General features: G+C 48.1%; 20 protein-coding genes. 7 read left to right on the forward strand and 13 right to left on the reverse strand.

Features of this window, described 5'->3' with window-relative positions:
- Positions 1 to 50: 50 nt before the first annotated feature.
- Positions 51 to 389, reverse strand: a complete 339-nt coding sequence (locus ACYQ8U_RS07415) for a hypothetical protein (RefSeq protein WP_459944899.1) — start codon at positions 387 to 389, stop codon at positions 51 to 53.
- A 38-nt stretch (positions 390 to 427) separates the two neighbouring features.
- Between ACYQ8U_RS07415 and queD the strand changes: the two genes are divergently transcribed.
- From queD to ACYQ8U_RS07430, 3 genes are read left to right on the forward strand one after another with little or no spacing between them, the layout of a single operon-like run.
- Complete coding sequence (gene queD, locus ACYQ8U_RS07420) at positions 428 to 826, forward strand: 6-carboxytetrahydropterin synthase QueD (RefSeq protein WP_459944900.1); 399 nt, start codon at positions 428 to 430, stop codon at positions 824 to 826.
- Positions 823 to 2100: a Vi polysaccharide biosynthesis UDP-N-acetylglucosamine C-6 dehydrogenase TviB gene (gene tviB, locus ACYQ8U_RS07425; RefSeq protein ID WP_459944901.1), complete on the forward strand. Its 1278-nt coding sequence runs from the start codon at positions 823 to 825 to the stop codon at positions 2098 to 2100. Before queD ends, tviB begins: the two co-directional genes overlap by 4 nt.
- 27 nt (positions 2101 to 2127) lie before the next feature.
- Positions 2128 to 3153, forward strand: coding sequence for a molybdopterin-binding protein (locus tag ACYQ8U_RS07430; protein ID WP_459944902.1), 1026 nt, complete (start codon positions 2128 to 2130; stop codon positions 3151 to 3153).
- A 16-nt stretch (positions 3154 to 3169) separates the two neighbouring features.
- Here ACYQ8U_RS07430 and ACYQ8U_RS07435 read toward each other — a convergent pair whose 3' ends face one another.
- From ACYQ8U_RS07435 to ACYQ8U_RS07470, 8 genes are all read right to left on the reverse strand, one after another.
- The gene (locus ACYQ8U_RS07435; RefSeq protein WP_459944903.1) at positions 3170 to 3469 is read right to left on the reverse strand and encodes a Smr/MutS family protein; all 300 of its coding nucleotides are present in this window, start codon (positions 3467 to 3469) and stop codon (positions 3170 to 3172) included.
- Positions 3462 to 4607 carry a lipid-A-disaccharide synthase gene (gene lpxB, locus ACYQ8U_RS07440; RefSeq protein WP_459944904.1) on the reverse strand — a complete coding sequence of 382 codons (1146 nt, stop codon included), beginning with the start codon at positions 4605 to 4607 and terminating at the stop codon, positions 3462 to 3464. The genes ACYQ8U_RS07435 and lpxB overlap by 8 nt, the downstream gene beginning before the upstream one ends.
- A gap of 11 nt (positions 4608 to 4618) precedes the next feature.
- Positions 4619 to 5599 (reverse strand): Gfo/Idh/MocA family protein, encoded by a 981-nt coding sequence (locus tag ACYQ8U_RS07445; RefSeq protein WP_459944905.1) that lies wholly within the window; start codon positions 5597 to 5599, stop codon positions 4619 to 4621.
- A 66-nt stretch (positions 5600 to 5665) separates the two neighbouring features.
- Positions 5666 to 6373, reverse strand: coding sequence for an ABC transporter ATP-binding protein (locus tag ACYQ8U_RS07450; protein WP_459944906.1), 708 nt, complete (start codon positions 6371 to 6373; stop codon positions 5666 to 5668).
- On the reverse strand, positions 6366 to 7160 hold the full coding sequence (locus ACYQ8U_RS07455) for an ABC transporter ATP-binding protein (RefSeq protein WP_459944907.1): 795 nt from the start codon (positions 7158 to 7160) through the stop codon (positions 6366 to 6368). Before ACYQ8U_RS07455 ends, ACYQ8U_RS07450 begins: the two co-directional genes overlap by 8 nt.
- The gene (locus ACYQ8U_RS07460; protein ID WP_459944908.1) at positions 7157 to 8380 is read right to left on the reverse strand and encodes an ABC transporter permease subunit; all 1224 of its coding nucleotides are present in this window, start codon (positions 8378 to 8380) and stop codon (positions 7157 to 7159) included. Before ACYQ8U_RS07460 ends, ACYQ8U_RS07455 begins: the two co-directional genes overlap by 4 nt.
- 11 nt (positions 8381 to 8391) lie before the next feature.
- On the reverse strand, positions 8392 to 9294 hold the full coding sequence (locus ACYQ8U_RS07465) for a branched-chain amino acid ABC transporter permease (protein WP_459945015.1): 903 nt from the start codon (positions 9292 to 9294) through the stop codon (positions 8392 to 8394).
- 76 nt (positions 9295 to 9370) lie between these two features.
- On the reverse strand, positions 9371 to 10501 hold the full coding sequence (locus tag ACYQ8U_RS07470) for a branched-chain amino acid ABC transporter substrate-binding protein (protein ID WP_459944909.1): 1131 nt from the start codon (positions 10499 to 10501) through the stop codon (positions 9371 to 9373).
- 179 nt (positions 10502 to 10680) lie between these two features.
- Between ACYQ8U_RS07470 and lpxK the strand changes: the two genes are divergently transcribed.
- Positions 10681 to 11772 (forward strand): tetraacyldisaccharide 4'-kinase, encoded by a 1092-nt coding sequence (gene lpxK / locus ACYQ8U_RS07475; RefSeq protein WP_459944910.1) that lies wholly within the window; start codon positions 10681 to 10683, stop codon positions 11770 to 11772.
- A gap of 180 nt (positions 11773 to 11952) precedes the next feature.
- Entirely contained in the window at positions 11953 to 12942 is a 990-nt protein-coding gene (gene lpxC, locus ACYQ8U_RS07480; RefSeq protein ID WP_459944911.1) for a UDP-3-O-acyl-N-acetylglucosamine deacetylase, read from the forward strand.
- A gap of 73 nt (positions 12943 to 13015) precedes the next feature.
- On the opposite strand, the gene ACYQ8U_RS07485 is transcribed toward lpxC, so the two are convergent.
- A complete protein-coding gene (locus ACYQ8U_RS07485; RefSeq protein ID WP_459944912.1) occupies positions 13016 to 13432 on the reverse strand; it encodes a secondary thiamine-phosphate synthase enzyme YjbQ in 417 nt (138 codons plus the stop codon).
- A gap of 379 nt (positions 13433 to 13811) precedes the next feature.
- Between ACYQ8U_RS07485 and ACYQ8U_RS07490 the strand changes: the two genes are divergently transcribed.
- The gene (locus ACYQ8U_RS07490) at positions 13812 to 14174 is read left to right on the forward strand and encodes a cell wall hydrolase (protein WP_459944913.1); all 363 of its coding nucleotides are present in this window, start codon (positions 13812 to 13814) and stop codon (positions 14172 to 14174) included.
- A gap of 77 nt (positions 14175 to 14251) precedes the next feature.
- On the opposite strand, the gene ACYQ8U_RS07495 is transcribed toward ACYQ8U_RS07490, so the two are convergent.
- Together ACYQ8U_RS07495 and ACYQ8U_RS07500 are read right to left on the reverse strand one after the other, a co-directional pair.
- Positions 14252 to 15454, reverse strand: coding sequence for a DegT/DnrJ/EryC1/StrS family aminotransferase (locus ACYQ8U_RS07495; RefSeq protein ID WP_459944914.1), 1203 nt, complete (start codon positions 15452 to 15454; stop codon positions 14252 to 14254).
- Between the two features lie 56 nt (positions 15455 to 15510).
- Entirely contained in the window at positions 15511 to 16206 is a 696-nt protein-coding gene (locus ACYQ8U_RS07500; RefSeq protein WP_459944915.1) for a tetratricopeptide repeat protein, read from the reverse strand.
- Positions 16207 to 16343: 137 nt separating this feature from the next.
- Between ACYQ8U_RS07500 and xseA the strand changes: the two genes are divergently transcribed.
- Positions 16344 to 17693, forward strand: a complete 1350-nt coding sequence (gene xseA / locus ACYQ8U_RS07505; protein WP_459944916.1) for an exodeoxyribonuclease VII large subunit — start codon at positions 16344 to 16346, stop codon at positions 17691 to 17693.
- A gap of 85 nt (positions 17694 to 17778) precedes the next feature.
- Here xseA and ndk read toward each other — a convergent pair whose 3' ends face one another.
- Entirely contained in the window at positions 17779 to 18192 is a 414-nt protein-coding gene (gene ndk / locus ACYQ8U_RS07510) for a nucleoside-diphosphate kinase (RefSeq protein ID WP_459944917.1), read from the reverse strand.
- Positions 18193 to 18250 lie beyond the last annotated feature (58 nt).

The following is an 18250-nucleotide window of genomic DNA, read 5'->3' on the forward strand; positions in this document are numbered from 1 at the left end:
ACGGTATGAATCCCTGTTTGTGAGAATCTCACCCAAAACGGAGGCTTTAATTATTTGGAGGATATCAAGCAACCTATGCGAAAACAACTAAAAAAACCGATTGCCGGAGACTGAAGAGACAAATTGTCGGATGCCCCTGTTTGACCTTCCGGCAAAGGCGGCTTTTCTGGTTTGGCAACGACGGCGTTGGTGCGGTGCGCATCCACGGAAAGGCGATAGAGAAAAAGCTCAATACCCTTGTATTGCTCACATTGCTTATAAAGTGCAAAGAAGAATTTTTTCTCGCCGTGAACCTGTCTGTTTTCCGCGTTCCAGCTTTTGAAATAGTAGGTGATAAAAAGGTCGGAAAGTATTAAGTTTGCCCGGAAGTTGTATTCCTGCCTGCCCATTCATGTTTGGCGTACCGCCATTCTACAAGGAGATAAAGATGTTCGATATATTCATTGATACACATTTTGCCGGAGCGCATCACCTGAGAGATTATCCAGGCGACTGCGAGAAGCCCCACGGACATAACTGGAAGGTCAAGGTGACAGTTCGCGCAACAGAACTTGATCAGTATGGCATGGGAATTGATTTCAAGGTCTTAAAGAAAATCGTCAAGGAAGTGATCGACAAACTGGATCATCATGATTTGAACACCCTGCCCTATTTCCAGGATAGAAACCCATCGTCTGAGCATATTGCCAGATTTATTTATGATGAAGTCGAGTCACGCTTATTAAATGACCATCATTCCCTGTCTAGTGTCACGGTTCTTGAAACCGACACCCAGGGGTTGACCTATTATGGGGATAAGACCAGTGGGGGATCGCTGCCGGTATGAATGCACTTGAAAATGTTAAGCTCTGCATTATAGGCCTGGGGTATGTCGGCCTGCCCTTGGCGGTGGAATTCAGCAAAAAATATCCGACAATCGGCTTTGATCTGAACAGCAGCCGGGTCAGCGAGCTCCGCAGCGGTGTTGACTCAACCTTTGAGGTATCGAGTGCGGAACTGAAGGAAGTACAGCACCTCGATTTTACCACCGATGCGCAGGCAATCAGCGCCTGCAATGTGTACATCGTTGCCGTGCCGACACCCATTGATGCGGCAAAGCGACCCGACTTCAGACCCCTTGAGGGGGCATCCTGCACGGTAGCGGAGGTTCTTACCAAAGGAGATGTCGTCGTCTTTGAATCGACGGTTTATCCCGGTGCAACGGAAGAGGTCTGTGTGCCATTACTGGAAAAAGGCTCCGGGCTTCGCTATAATGAGGATTTTTTCTGCGGTTACAGCCCGGAACGGATAAATCCCGGGGACAAACTGCACCGATTACCGTCAATTGTTAAAATCACCTCCGGTTCGACCCCGGAAACAGCTCTCTTTGTCGACCAGCTCTATAAATCGATCATTACAGCCGGAACTTTTATGGCCAGTTCCATCAAGGTGGCGGAGGCTGCCAAGGTCATAGAAAACACCCAAAGAGATGTCAATATCGCCCTGATCAACGAGTTGGCCCTTATTTTTGACAAACTCGACATTAACACCCGTGAAGTTCTCGCTGCCGCCGGAACGAAATGGAATTTTCTGCCCTTTCATCCCGGACTCGTCGGTGGTCATTGCATCGGTGTCGATCCCTACTACCTGACCCATAAAGCTCAGGAGGTTGGCTACCATCCCAATATGATTCTTGCCGGCAGGCGGCTAAACGATAATATGGGGAACTATATTGCCTCAACCGTCATAAAAAAGATGGTTAAAAAAGGTATTGATACCGCCAATAGTCGGATTTTGGTCATGGGGTTGACCTTCAAGGAAGATTGTCCCGACCTGCGCAATACCAGAGTGATCGATATTATTTCCGAATTTGCCGAATACGGTATTACCGTTGATGTCTATGACCCTTGGGTTCAGTCGGATGAAGCATATCGTGAATATCGCATCAAGCTGGTAGAGCACCTACAGGACGACACCTACAGCGGCATCGTTGTGGCTGTTGCCCACCGGCAGTTTGCCGAAATGACCATCAGCCAGTTACGAAAGTTGTGCAAAGACAAATCGGTTATTTATGATGTCAAAAGTCTTTTTCCCCGTGATCAGGTTGACGGCTGTCTCTAATCTGAATTTTTTAAAGGTGTTTCTTCCATGTTGAAATCAGTACCCGTTGAAAAGTCCGTCGGCATGGTGCTTCCCCATGATATTACGGAGATTGTCAAAGATGTCAAAAAAGGCGTGGCCTTTAAAAAAGGTCATATCATCCGGGCGGAAGATATTGCCCATCTGAAACAACTGGGAAAAGATAATATCTACATCATTTCGCTCACCGCCTCGGAAATCCATGAAAATGAGGCGGCCGCGATACTCGCCCGGTGCCTGACCGGCCGTGGCGTAGAATATCTGAACAATCCCGCAGAAGGGAAAATTGCCCTAAAAGCCGGCCTTGACGGCCTGCTGCGCATAAACAAGGAATCACTGTACAGGTTCAATATGCTTGGCGAAGTAATGTGTGCCACGCTCCACGATAACACCCCGGTGGAAAAAGGTGAGACGGTGGCGGCAACCCGTCTTATCCCCCTTGTCGCCCCGCGGGAACTGATAGCAGAGGCGGAGAGAATCGCCTTGTCATCCACCCCCGTCATCGAGGTTTTGCCCTTACACAAGGTGCAAATCGGACTGGTGATAACCGGTAATGAAGTCTTTTATGGTCGTATTGAAGATCGCTTTGAAGAGGTACTGCGGGCCAAGGCCAAAGCCCTGGGTTCGGAGATTTCGCTGGTCCGGCGTGCCCCGGACGATAAGAATGTCATCGCCCACGAGATCGGTCAGTGCATTGCCCATGGTGCCGAACTTATTGTCACCAGCGGCGGCATGTCAGTCGACCCGGACGATGTCACCCGCGAGGGAATACTGGCAGCCGGAGCGATTGATGTGGCTTACGGGACACCGGTTTTACCGGGAGCGATGTTTCTCAGCGGCATGATCGGCAAGGTTCCCGTTCTTGGTCTCCCCGCCTGTGGCATGTACCATAAGATCACCGTCTTTGACTTGGTCCTGCCGAGAATATTGACCGGTCAGAAAATAGGCCGACACGAATTTGCCGAGATGGGTCATGGCGGGCTGTGCAGAAACTGCAAGGTCTGCCGGTATCCGATCTGTAATTTCGGAAAATAATCCTTATCAAAGAAACTTACGACTTTTTTGGTTTTAAGGTTACTATGGTTGCACCCCAGCTCCCGGAGTGCAGTTCGGCCTGGCGGTAGCCGGCGACAAGGGGATTTCGCTGCAGCAGCGCATGCACGGATCGTCGTAGATTGCCTATCCCCTTGCCGTGGATAAGCTTTATCTCCATTATGCCTTTGTCCTGACACTCGGCCAGATAATCAGGGATAAGTGTTTTCAGATCTTTTGGGGCAAAGTGGTGCAGATCAAGTGTGCCATCTATTTCTACAATAACAGGGTCGATATCATTAAAATAATCGTCAGTCATGGCTCCGCTCTCCCATAAGTTGCAAGACGGCTGTTGCCGCCTTGTCCGAGGCGCCGGTCCCGCCAAGTTTGTTTCTTACCTCTTTGAGTGCGTGCTGTATTTGTTGTTTTCGGGCGGGCAGCGTCAGTATCGCCGTTAATTCGGCGCTGATTTTTTCGGCTGTCACTGCGTGCTGCAGCAGTTCCGGGACGGCTTTATACCCGGCTATCAGATTCACCAGCGAGAAAAAATCTATTTTAACAAGGAGTTTTCCCAACTGGTAGGTAAGCGGTGCCAGCTTGTAGACGACGATCATCGGTACTCCGAGGATGGCCAGTTCCAGGGTGACAGTTCCCGAAGCGGTCACCACCGCATCGCATGCCGCCATCATGTTGTATCGATCTTCGTCGATTATGCGGATATCGAGCTGTTGTTCATGGCTGTGCAGTCCAGCTGCTGAAATCTCCTCTTTTGTTATTGTTGAGGCCCGGGGAATAAAAAAAACAATCTTTTCCTGGGACTTGTGCTGCAGAATTTTCGCAGCACGGAAAAAGATCGGCAGCAAGGAGGACACTTCACGTTTTCTGCTGCCGGGAAAAAGACCAATACATTGGCTGCCGGGGGCGATGCCGTGCAGCCGGCAAAACTCTTCTCTCGTTACACTGGTCCTGACCGTATCCAAGAGGGGATGGCCGACGTATTGCGCTTCAACGCCTTGTTTTTTATAAAACTCCTCCTCAAAGGGAAGAATAACGCCGAGCCTATCCACTCTGGCTTTAATCGTTTTGATGCGGCCGGAACGCCAGGCCCATAGCTGGGGGCTGATATAATAGAACACCGGGATGCCCAGTTTTTTGGCTTTTTTGGCCAGGAGCAGATTAAAATCCGGCAGATCGATCAGGATGAGCAGATCCGGGGCATCGTCGATTAATCTTCGTCGCAAAACCCGTTGCGCCAGCCAGATATCTTTCAGGTGGGAAAAAACCTCAAATACCCCGACGACCGAGACCTTTGCTGCATCATAGAGTATCTCGACGCCAACAGCAGCCAGTTCCGTTCCTCCCATGCCATAAAACTGCAGGCGAGGATTTTTCGAGCGTAATGCCTTGACGAGATTTGCGCCATGAAGATCACCGGAAGCCTCTCCGGTGACAATCATAATTTTGCCGCTCATGCCCTAGGGGAAAGAAAATTTTTAAAGAGGTCGAGCTGCTGGTGTTCCTTAATCTGCTTCATAACCTGGAGGGCGACAGCCAGGGCCCGTCGTCCCTCGACGCCAGATACCGCCGGTTTCGTTCTCTCCCGGACATGCTGTACAAAGGAGGTAATTTCACTGCGCAGGGCATCACTGTCGGCAAAGGTGCGCAGTTCGACCAGCTGCTTCGGCATACCACTGTCGAGAAGCTCCTCGGAGAGCTGTATGGTCATGACCTTTTTATTGCCAAAATCAACATTAATATAGGAACCGGGCTGGAAGATGCGCATTTTCCGTACGTTGGTTCTGGAAATCCTGCTGACGGTGACATTGGCTGTCGCGCCGTTTTCAAAAATCAACCGGGCATTGGCGATGTCGGTTGTCGCGGTGGCGACTGGGGCCCCCACGGTATGAATTGTCTTGATCGGGGAGTGAATAATATTGAGTATAATATCGATATCATGGATCATCAAATCAAGGACAACATCGACATCTGCACCTCTGCTTTTAAAGGTGGCTATTCTACTGCTCTCGATAAAAACAGGCGTCGTCAGGAATGGTTCCATCGCCTGGATCGCCGGGTTAAAGCGTTCGAGATGACCAATTTGTAAAATGAGTTGTTTGTCTTCAGCCCTGGCGATTAAATCATCCGCTTCCTCCAGGGTAACGGTCATCGGTTTTTCCAGCAGAACATCGATGCCCGCATCAAGACACTCCCCGGCGACCTGGTGATGATACGGCGTTGGAACGGCAATAGACACCGCATCAACAGCGGGGAGCAATTTTCTGTAATCACTAAAACCGGCACAAGAGCACTCCCCGGCCACTCGCTCGGCCTGCTGGACGCTGGTATCGGCTACGCCAACCAGGCTGACACCTTCCAGAGAAGCGTATTTCTGTGCATGAAAACGGCCGAGATAGCCCACCCCAATAACACCAACTTTTATATTTTTCATTTTTTTAGAATTTTTCTGTAAAGTCTTATCGCTGCGGTCACTACGGGAGCACAGCGACGATAGTATTTAAATGCCGAGATAGGCCTTCCGGATATCCGTATTGGCGAGCAATTCCTGCGCCGGGCCGGACAGGGTGATCTTGCCGGTTTCCATGACATAGCCCCGGTCGGCAATATGGAGCGCCTGATTGGCATTCTGTTCAACCAGAAAAATGGTTGTATTGCTTTCTTTGTTTATCTGCTTGATGATTTCAAAAATCTGTTTGATGACCAGGGGAGCGAGCCCCATCGATGGTTCGTCGAGCAACAGGAGCTTCGGCCTGGCCATGAGAGCTCGTGACATGGCCAGCATCTGCTGTTCTCCACCACTAAGATTGCCGCCATCCTGATGTCTCCTTTCTGCCAGAATAGGAAAAAGAGAGTACACATAGTCCCGGTCTCTTTTTATCTCTTCCGTATCATTTCTTAGAAAAGCGCCCATATCGAGGTTTTCTTTCACGGTTAATTGCGGGAAGATATGCCGTCCTTCAGGCACCTGGCAAATGCCCAGCTTGACGATTTCATCGGGGGCCATCTTGTGGATTTCTCTTCCCTGAAACTTTACCGACCCTGCGCGACAGGCGACAACACCGCAGATGGTCATAAGGGTGGTGCTTTTCCCAGCCCCATTGGCGCCGATAAGGGTGATTATCTCCCCTTCCTTAATTTCCAGAGAAACTTCTTTTATAGCCAGTTTATTGCCATATCCGGACTGGACGTTTTCTAATTTAAGCATCGACTTCCTCCCCCAGGTACGCCTTGATGACCGCGGGATTTTGACGAATTTCGGCGGGGGTTCCCTGGGCTATCTTTTTGCCGTAATCCATGACAAAAATACGATCGGACAAGCTCATGACCAGCTGCATGTCATGTTCGATCAAGAGTATTGCCTGCCCGTCAAGTGAAATTTTTTTAATCAGTTTATCCAGTGCGATGGTTTCCTGCGGGTTCATGCCTGCCGCCGGTTCATCGAGCAGGAGAATCAAGGGTTCGGTGGCCAGGGCGCGGGCGATCTCCAGGCGCCTCTGGGCACCGTAGGGCAGATTATCGGCGAACTCGTTGGCAAATTCAGCCAGAGCCAATTTTTCCAAAATAGAGTAACTCGTCTCGATAATGCTTTTTTCCTCCTTCCGGGTGGCGGCGGTACGGAAAATAGCACCAAAAATAAATGCCTTCGTCCTGCAGTGCCGACCAATCATCACATTTTCAAGCACCGTCATTTTGGGAAAGAGCCGAATGTTCTGAAACGTTCGTGCCAGCCCTTTTTCGGTTACCTGATTGGGCTTGAGACCTTTTAGAGATATTTTTTTGGAACTGTCTGGCGGGGTAAGAAAAATATCCCCGGCGGTGGGGGTGTATATTCCAGTGATGCAGTTAAAAAATGTCGTTTTGCCGGCACCATTTGGTCCAATGAGGGCGACAATTTCGCCACTCCTTACATCGAGATCAAGGGAATTCAAAGCGCGAATTCCTCCGAAATCCATGGTCAGACCAGTTACCTGAAGAATCGATTGTTTTATCATGTACGTTTGAGATCACTGGGTTTTTTTTCAAATCTATATGTACGGCGAATATTTGAAATCAGCCCCTGAGGTCTGAAAATCATCATACATACGAGAATTCCACCGAAAGCAAGCATGCGGTATTCCGACAGTGCCCGTAAATATTCCGGCATAAGGATAAGGATCAGTGCCCCGAACACTACGCCAATGATTGATCCCATGCCGCCGAGCACGACTATGGAAAGAATGATGGCCGATTCGAGAAAGGTAAAACTTGCCGGATTGATGAAGGTGGTTTTGGCGGCAAACATGACGCCGACAATGCCTGCCCAGAAAGCGCCGAGTGAGAAGGCGACGAGTTTTGTCTTGCGCTTGTCGATGCCCATAGCCTGACAGGCAATTTCATCTTCCCGCAGGGCGATCCAGGCCCGGCCGAGGCGGGAATCCTGGAGTCGGTTGACGACGAAAATTGTTATAATGACAAACAGGATCATCAGGTAATAAGTATACAGAATGGATTGCTCAAGGCTGAACTCCATTCCTAAAAAACCTGGACGGGAAATATTGGAAATCCCGCTTGGTCCTTTGGAAAACTGTCCCCAATTTTCTAAGATGAGACGAATGATCTCGCCAAAGCCCAGGGTGACAATTGCCAGATAGTCACCACGCAGCCGCAGCACCGGAAAGCCAAGAAGAATACCGAACATGGCGGCTATCAAGCCCCCTATGGGCAGAACCGTCCAGAATCCGAGACCGAAATGAAGATTTAAAAGTGCGTAGGAATAGGCCCCCACGGCATAAAAAGCAACAAAGCCAAGGTCAAGCAAGCCGGCCAGGCCAACGACGATATTCAAACCAAGTCCCAGGACAACATACATTAAGGCAGTAGTCATGACATTGGTCTGATACGTGGAAAAAAAATGCGGGAAAAGTACGGCAATTGTTGCCACTGACCCAATAAGGATTTTGCGCTGCAGAGGTTTTTGCAGAATGCTGTGAATGAATGATTCGGTCTGTTCTGTATTTTTCTGCCGACTTGGCTGATTTTCTTTTCTATGTTGATAGTATTTGACAAGCAAATATATAGCAAAAGTCCCTAGTGCCATATAGAGCGCATTGTGCCAGCGCCATATGACTGTTCGTTGTATGGGGTCTACTTTAATAACGATAATCGGAAACGTTAAAAAAACGAACCAGAGTGAAGTGAGAAGACCTTTTTTCAGTTCTTTTAATGAAACCATAGCTGACAAATTTATACTTTCTGGTTGGTTGCTTTGCCAAGAAGGCCTGATGGTTTGAATATGAGGATCAATACAAGCAGGGAAAAGGCAAAGACATCTTCATAATCACTTGAGACATATCCGGTAGCGAAGCTTTCTGTAAGTCCAAGCACAAAGCTGCCGAGGACAGCACCGGGAATCGAACCGATCCCACCGAGTACCGCTGCGGTAAATGCCTTGATGCCGGCAATAAATCCAATATAAAAATTTATCTGACCAATGTGCGAAGCAATAAGGAGTCCACCGATAGCTGCAAGGGCTGAACCGACAATAAAAGTGGCGGAAATAACGTTATTGACATTGATGCCGACTAAAGTCGCCATCATCCTGTCCTGGGCTGTTGCCCGCATTGCTTTCCCGATCTTTGTGAATTTGATTACAACGGTAAGCAGCACCATGACCACAACCGTGGTGACGAGGATAGCCAGATCGGTGGTCCCGACGATATGGGCGATTGGTTCCATAAATTCCCAATCCGGAATGAGTGTGGGAAAGGGAAGAAAATCGGAGGTCTGGGCAAGCAAAACGTAATTTTGCAGAAAAATCGACATGCCGATCGCACTGATAAGCGGGGACAACCTGGGAGCATGCCGCAGTGGTTTGTAGGCGATCTTCTCAATAGTATAGCCATAGGAGCTTGACCATACCACCGCAGCCAGCCCGGCTATGATAACGATGGAAAAAAGGGGAAAACCATAAATTGACAGCACCGTGGCGACAATAAAAGCAGTGAATGCTCCTATCATATAGATTTCACCGTGGGCGAAGTTAATCAGGCCGATGATACCGTAGACCATTGTATAGCCCAGAGCAATGAGCGCATAAATGGAACCTCTGGTCAAGCCGCTAAAAAAGAGTTCAATGAAATAGTCCATACCGGCATAAAAAAATATCTGAAGCAAACAGACACCCAATGTTCACTTCAGATATTAAGAGGTTAAGAGAATGGTGTTATTTGACTACAACATAGTTGCCGTTTTCTACAACATACATTGAGAATCCCACCCCGATTGCGTCACCATTTTTATCAAAGTTGATGTCTCCAACCGGTGTCGCAACTTTTTCCGTCTGAAGAACTTTTTTCAGGTCTTCGAGTTTGGTTGAATCGGCTTTTTCGATTGCATTCAGTATAGCCACCGTCGCGGCATAGGCACCTTCAAAGAATGCGCCGGGATCGCTGCCGAAAGCTGCTTTATGTGCTTCTTTTGCTTCAGCAGCCATGGGATTGGTGGAGTTATCCTGAGGACCTGTGGCATAGACTCCTTCCGCTGCGTCTCCGGCAACCTTAATAAAGGTATCGTCTTTTACACCGTCATCTGAAACAAATTTTGTCTTCAGACGTTTTTTCTTCATAATGGTAACGATTTTTGAGGCCTCTGGATGGTAGCCACCGAAGACAACGACTTCCGCACCGGATTGTTTGATTTTCTGGACAATGGCGGAATAATCCATGGCACCGGGGGTAATGCCCTCAAAAAGAACGACCTCACCTTTTCCGGTTTGTTCGACATGTTTTTTAGCACCTTCGGCAAGCGGTTTACCATAATCCCCTTTATCATGGATAATGGCGATTTTTGTAAGACCGAGTTTATTGGTGGCAAAATCGATCATAGCCGGGGATTGGGCGGCATTAGGAGCGATTGTCCTGAAAAAGTTCGGATAGTCACCACTTAGGGTCAACTCATCACTGGTCGCGGATGGGGACATGACCAGTATCCCGGACTCCTTGTAGATCGGCATCGCCGCAATTGTTGCTCCGGAGCAGATATGTCCAAGGACAACCTCAACCCCGTCCGAGACAAGCTTGGTTGCCGTATTGGTTGAAATTTCGGGTTTGCAGACATCATCTTCAACGAGCATTTCTACCATTTTGCCGTTGATTCCGCCGTTGGCATTCACTTTATCAATAACGAGTTTAGCGGCATTGACTGAAGGGAGTCCGTAGGACGCAAGGTCGCCACTGTGGGGACCTGCCACACCAAACTTAATTGTATCCCCGGCTACACCAAGTGCCGGTGCCGATAGAGCTAACAAAACACAAGCTGCAGTTGAAAGCAATTTACCACTTAGAGTATACTTCATCTCTTCCTCCCTCAAAGTTATTGATTAAATTATTCCTTTCTTTGGTGATTTTCTCAAAAATCCCTAAGAAAAGAGCGAGCATATGCCACGAAGTCATGATATTAGTCTTTTACTGTACATTTTGCATAATCTCAAGTTGGATACATCCTCTTCAGTAATCAATTTCATTACAAAAAGCCATGTCAAAAGGTTTGGAGCTTTTTTTTCCCCTTGGCCGTCCTTTCGCGCCTCTCTACAGTGCCGTGATGAAAGCACGGGAAAAACTATACATATCAGGGGTATTTCGTCGGCATGAACTATCGATCCCGGTTATTTCCATCGGCAATCTCGTTCTCGGCGGCAGCGGCAAAACCCCCACTGTGCAACATCTCGCCAGACTGTTGTCTGCAAATGGCTATCATCCCGCTATTGTCAGCAGAGGACATGGAGGAAAGGCCGGGGAGGTGGTCAATATTGTTTCCGACGGTGAAAATATATTTCTTACCGCACTTCTCGCCGGTGATGAACCGTATATGCTGGCAGAATCTTTACCCGGGGTCCCTGTATTGACCGGAACCCGTCGTATTCTCCCCTGTCGCCAGGCAGTTGAGCAATTTTCCAGTAACGTGATAATTCTTGACGATGGCTTCCAGCATCTCGGCGTAAAAAGAGACATTGATATTGTACTTTTTGATGGCACTGCCCTTGCGGGAAACAGTCGTGTCTTCCCTGGAGGACCCTTGCGAGAACCAATTTCGGCGCTGCATCGTTGTCATGCTTTTCTCTTGACTGGACAAACAAAAACCAATCATGAGAGAACGAAAAAATTTTCCGAACTTTTGCAGCAAAAATTTCCGGACAGACCGGTGTTCATATCAAATGCAAACACTTCTCGACTTCAGGGATCGGACGGTAGCGTCGTAACAAAACATGGCACACATAAATATTTTGGATTTTGCGGCATTGCCAACCCCTCCAGGTTCGAAAAATCGCTTACTGACCTGGGTATACAGCTGAGGGGTTTTCAAACATTCAAAGATCATGTTCAATACAGTCAGACCATGGTCGCAAATATTTGTCAAAAAGCCGTCGAGGCCGGTGCAACAAGCCTGGTGACGACAGAAAAGGATTTTGTAAAACTCCGCAGTCTTTCTCTACAGCTACCTCTCTATGTCCTGCATATTGAACATAAGGTGGATGAATTCTTTGACCGCTTTATTCTTGATTCATTAAAAAAGAGTGTAAAAGCATCTGCCGACGCAAGACGTGCGGCCGCCCGGGACGTGTGTTAAAAAAACTGTACTTTTGTGTGGATTGTGTTTATTTTAACACAGCAAGAGACGGCATATACTAGTGCATCTAATTTTCTAATCATTTTATATCATTACTTTTTTGGCTTATTTTTATCAGCTTGACTCACGGTACAAAAATTGCAACAATAGGTATAAAACCTTCTTCCATGAGGAATCACGATGTCTTTACCTATTGATCCATACCAATATACTTTAAAAAAATCGGTGAGTTGTTGTGGCGTGGGCTTACACTCGGGCCGAACCGTCAACCTGTCGATCAAACCGGCGCCGGTTAATAACGGTATTCGTTTTTTCCGTGCCGACATGGCCGGCAGTTGCCATATTCAGGCCTATATGGACAAAGTCGTTGATACGCAACTGGCAACGACCCTCGGCAATGAGCATTTCAGGGTCTCTACCACGGAACATCTCCTGGCCGCTCTCCATGGATTTGGTATTGATAATGCTGATATTGAGTTGGATTCAGCAGAAATACCGATCATGGATGGCAGTGCCGAGCCGTTTTTCAATTTGCTGAAAGCAACCGGCAAGAAAAAACAAAAAGGGCTGAGAAAAATACTTCGTATCACAAAACCTGTAACCTATGTCGAAGGTGACAAGCGCCTGACTATTTCTCCATACAATGGCTTTAAGGTTACCGGAGAAATATGTTTTGATGACACCTTGATCAAAAAGCAAAAATATACCTTTAATCTGATCGCCGATCGATTTGGTGATGAAATAGCCCGAGCGAGAACATTCGGGTACGTAGAACAAGTCGAAGAACTGTGGGCTAACGGCCTGGCACTTGGCAGTTCACTCGCAAATGTCATAGCTATCCACTGGAATCGCAAATCAGTCCTGAATGAAGACGGCTTACGATATCATGATGAGTTTATCAGGCATAAGGTGCTCGACCTGGTCGGTGACCTGGCCCTTTTAGGGTACCCGATTCTGGGCCATGTGGAAGCATACAAAGCCGGGCATGCCCAACATCTAGGACTGATGCAGGTTATTGCGGCCTCTCCGGAATGCTGGGAAATTGTTGAAATGAAGAAGCATGGTGCCGACGCGGTCCTGCAGCATGTGGCCTCGAGATCAAAGGCTGCCAGCGATGCCCTGATGCCGCTTTTCAATTGCAAGCCTATGCATTCAGCCACGATAGCCTAGATGTGGTAATTTACCTGCTTCTCTCTCCTCTTGTTGCCGGCACCGGTTGACAAGAAGAGAGAGAACAGAACGACTATTCGCCGATAATTTTTACCAGAACTCTCTTTTTTCGTTTTCCATCGAATTCACCATAGAAAATCTGTTCCCAGGTACCAAAATGGAGTTTCCCTTTGGTGACGGCGACGACAACTTCCCGGCCCATGAGCTGCCTTTTGAGATGGGCGTCGGCATTATCTTCATAGCCGTTGTGGGCATACTGCTGTATCGGTTCGTGGGGTGCTAGTTTTTCAAGCCATATTTCGTAGTCCTGATGAAGACCTGTTTCGTCATCATTAATAAAGACCGAAGCGGTTATATGCATTGCATTACAAAGCAATAAACCTTCCTCTATCCCACTTTCAGCCAGACACCTTTCAACATCTGCGGTGATATTGAGAAATGCTCTTCTGGTGGGAACTTCAAAATGGAGCTCTTTGGCATATACTTTCATACAACTACCTCTCGGTTAATATTGACAAAACGAGGTGAGCGAATCAATTCTGCTCTCTTTTCCACATGCTTACATACGCTTGCCTCAGGTTCGTGTGTTTCACTTAAGCAATTGATACTTAACGTTATAATCGTTGACCTGTCAGGTTGATAAACATTCCTATCAGTTGGCGTGTAAGAGTTGACGACTCATGGAAATGCTGTATATTAATGAACTAGATAATATTTATTTACCGTGGATGTGGTTAGGATTTTCAAGTGAATGATCAGGACTGCAAAGAACATTGTTGTTTTTTCTTTGTACTTGTCGAGGATCGGAGAGTACCGGCTGCAGGCTGCTGAGGTTAGAGTGCATACCGAAAAATACAGGAGAAAAAACTATGACATTACTTGAAGGCCTTTTATGGCTCACCCTCAATGTCTATCATGAAGCACGGTCGGAACCGGAAATCGGCCAGGTGGCGGTGGCCTTTGTCACTTTAAATCGAGCCAATGAAAAACACCGGCCAATTAAGGAAATAGTACAGGAACCGTACCAATTCAGCTGGACCTTTCAGAAAGAATCGTACCTTCCGGATGACCCGAAGGCATTTCTGGAATGCATGAAATCAGTATATATAGCCCTGCAGACCCAGGATTTCACCCAGGGAGCAACGCATTACCATCTGGACAGCATTACTCCTTACTGGTCGAGTGAATATACCTACCTTGAACAATACGGATCACATAAATTCTATAAATAACTCAAGCAGCAAGAGCCTGTTGAGCAGTAATTTCCCCGTCCCGTGTTCAGTAGTTCAGTGGTTTATTGTACCTCTATCTATACCTTTTGAGCATCCTGCAGGGCACCACACATAGCTGAAAGCTTTTCATCGGACATTTTTATTGAGACAGGATAGACAAGTGTCCTCTCCAGAAGAGCCGCCGATTGCGGCAAGAATTGAGGGTCATAGACTATTCTTTTTTTACCGTACGGCTCAGAGAAGGGGTAACCGGATTTTGTCAACGTCTTCCCGCCAAGCAAATGTTCCCATTTTGGATAAAAATGCCAGGTATTTTCGGCAAAATTGATCGCTCCATGGCCACTTTTTCTGAGCGATTCATTCACTCGTTGACAATGTTCACGATCCTGCAGGGTGAAGCTTAAGAAAGTCGCTGAATCGCCGTCTGCATCGACAAGTTCTCGAAAGACAACCCCGGGGATTCCAGCTGCTGCGTGCATGAGAGCCGCTTTGTTCTTTTGCTGTGCGGCAACGATGCCGTCGAGTTTTGCCAGCTGCGCCAAGCCTATTGCTCCCTGAAGTTCCATCATGCGATAGTTGGAGCCGACAAATCGTCTCCCCTCCCCTCCTCGAGCCCCGGGATTAACTTTGTGATCGTGTCCATGGTCATGATATTCCGACATGGCCCGCCAGAGCTCGACATCATCGGTTACAATCATTCCCCCTTCACCGGTGGTAATGGTCTTGACGGCGTCAAAAGAGAAGGTCCCGCAGGTACCAAAAGTCCCAAGGTGTTTGCCTTTTATTCGTCCACCTGCCGCCTGGGCCGTGTCTTCAATTACCGCGAGGTCGTGTAGTTTTGCGATGGCGGTTATTTCTTCGATCCTTGCCTGGGCTCCCAGCATATGGACTGGAATGATGCATTTTGTCTTGGTGGTGATTTTCTTTTTCAAGTCCTCCGGATCCATATTTAAGGTTGCGTCAACCTCAGTAAAGACCGGCAGGGCGCCGACCTCAAGAATTGCCTCCCAGGTAGCGACAAAGGTAAACCCCTGGGTAATCACCTCATCCCCGGGACCAACTCCTAAGGCCATCAGGGCAACTTTCAGCGCGGCGGTGCCGGATGTTACCGCCTGCGCCTGGTTTGCCCCGCAGTATCTGGCGAATTTTTCCTCAAATTCCCTCACCTTGAAAACGCCCCTGCGCTGTTCATTGAATTCATAACGAAAGAGAACCCCCGTGTCGAGAACATCCATAATCTCTTTCTTTTCCTCTTCCCCGAATATTTCAAATCCCGGCATCAGTCACTCCTTGCATGCATTATTTTCATTTTAAACAGTATGTTTATACCTTGAGATTACAGCTGCGCCTTTAGGCGTGCAATTTTCGCATTAATCTCCGCCTGAGCCTGGGAAAAAGCAGGGTCGTCACCCAGCGAGAGAAGAAAGTTATTGTAGATGGCGATAGCCTTTTCACCATTGCCTTGTGCTTCCTCGATTCTTCCCATCCCCGTATAGGCCACCTGTTCAAACCCCTTGATGTCTTTTAACAGATCGTACTGATTGAAGGACTCCTGGTAACGCTTTGCTCCTTCCAGCGACTGTGCCAGACTAAAAATGATCAACGGGTAGAGAGGAGAGGAACTTTTTACGTCAGGCAGGATAGCTTGATATTGTGTTGATGCCTCATCGAACAACCCTTTTTGCATATCAAGATGAGCAAGTTCGACCCGGGCCCAGAGGGCCGAAGAAGTGCTGGCGTATTGATCGGCAACAGCGCGGAGCGCCTCGGCCCGTGTAGCTTCTTCGCTTTGTAGAGCGAGGGAGAGGGATGAAGAGGCCTCTTCTCTTATTCGTTCACGGTAGGAGCCATACAGCGACCAGAAAACCACGGCAATAACGACGACGGCTATGCCAAGCTGAATGAGTCGTTGATTGATTCGGATAAAGTCGATAACTTTAGGGGGAAGATTGAAATGTTCCAAAAGCCCTTCAACCTTGTCCATATGTGTTTCGGCAGACAGTTTTTTATCAAACGCACTCTCACCAGCCATGCGGTTTACCTCCAGGTAATTTTTATGTTAAGGTGCCAATTCATGTACAGTAATAAACCGGACAATATAATATATAGCTGTATGTCTGTCCATGCGTAAAGGCCCCTTTACCTCCACTTGTCGAATTAAAAATGACCATGAACACAGTAGAAACAGAGCCTATCCTCACCGTCAGTCAATTGACCCGTTCCATTAAAAATATTCTTGAATCTCAATATCGTTTCGTCAGGATAAGCGGCGAAATTTCTAATTTTAAAATGCCCTATTCCGGACACTCCTATTTTACCCTGAAAGATCCTTCCGCCCAGATACGCGCGGTGCTTTTCAAGCAGCAGAAACGCTTCGTCGATCTGACCCTGCAGGACGGTCAGAATGTTGTCTGTTTTGGCAGAATCTCGGTCTATGAACCGCGTGGTGAATACCAGCTCATCGTCGATTCGGTGGAACTTTTTGGTACGGGGATGCTGCAGAAGGCCTTTGAACAATTAAAAATGAAATTGTTTGAAAAAGGCTATTTTTCGGAAGAAATCAAAAAAAGCCTGCCGTCTTATCCTGCTAAAATAGTGATCATTTCTTCACCAACCGGTGCCGCACTGCAGGATTTTTTAAAAATCGTCAGAATCCGCCAGTCACCGGTTCACATCCAGATTCTGCCAGTCAGGGTCCAGGGCAAAGATGCCGCCGGGGAAATAGCCAAGGCGCTCCAGACGGCGAATAGTCTTGAACACGTTGACGGTATTGTTTTGTGCCGGGGGGGCGGGTCTCTCGAGGATCTCTGGGCCTTCAATGAGGAGGTGGTGGCCGAGGCTATCCATCGATCGGCTATCCCGGTCATCACCGGAATCGGCCATGAGGTGGATTTCACCATTGCCGATTTCTGCGCCGACTTTCGCTGCCCTACCCCGACCGGTGCTGCGGAAAAACTGGTCCCCGATGCCGGTACCCTGCGCCGGCACCTGATGACTCTGCAGACGGGCCTGTTGACCAGGATGCAGCGAAAAATGTCATTTCTCGACCAGCGCCTGCGACACAGTATCCGGATGCTGGGAAACATGAGCAATCTCTTTCGGGATTCGGCATTACGACTGCAGTTAAGCCGGTCGTATCTGCTTCAGGCCATCGAGAAGAATCTTGTCTCAAGAGAGAAAAAACTGGATGCCTGGCTGCGCAGGCTGCAGGCCCAGGCCCCGTCCAGCCGTATTGCCCTGCAGGAAAGGCACCTGCATTTTCTCATCACGCAGTTGAGAAATCATATAGAGCGCATACTTGAACGAAAACAGATGGCTCTTGCCGAGCAGGCGACCCTTTTACACAGCGTCAGTCCCCTCGCCACCCTCGGCAGAGGATATTCAATTGTCAGGAAATTCAATGAAAAGGACCAGTCATACCAGGTGATCACCAGATCGACCGACACAAATGTCGGAGATGCGCTCAACATTCTCCTCCATCAGGGGCAAGTCGATTGTATAGTCAAACAAAGGAGATAGCCTGCGGGGATATATCGGCACAGTACACCTCAGCATCCCTTTCGAGCCGCTCCTGCACCGGCAGCCCGAAAGGGAGACACACTTCTTAGAGAAGCTCGAGGCCTGAGAAAAAATACCCTATCTCAAATGCTGCAGTTTCCGGAGCATCGGAACCATGGGTGGCATTTTCCCCAAGAGAAGCGCCGAACAGACGTCTCAGTGTTCCTTCGGCCGCATCAGCCGGATTCGTTGCGCCCATGAGATTTCGCCATTTCAAAATAGCGTTATCCGCCTCCAGAACCATGACGATGCAGGGCCCGCTTGACATAAAATCAGTCAGTTCACCAAAGAAAGGTCGTGCTTTATGGACGTAGTAAAAACCTTCTGCTTCCACTTTACTCAAATAGAGCTTTTTGATGCCGATTATCTTGAATCCTTCCTCATAGATACGGCTGATGATTTTACCGCTGTTGCCATCGGCAAAGGCATTGGGTTTGATAATAGCAAACGTTCTTTCCATATTCCTGTTCTCCTGAAAAATGTTGTAGTGTCTTACCAATTAAGCTGATTGAGAATTA

The sequence above is a fragment of the Desulfocastanea catecholica genome (genome assembly GCF_054657295.1).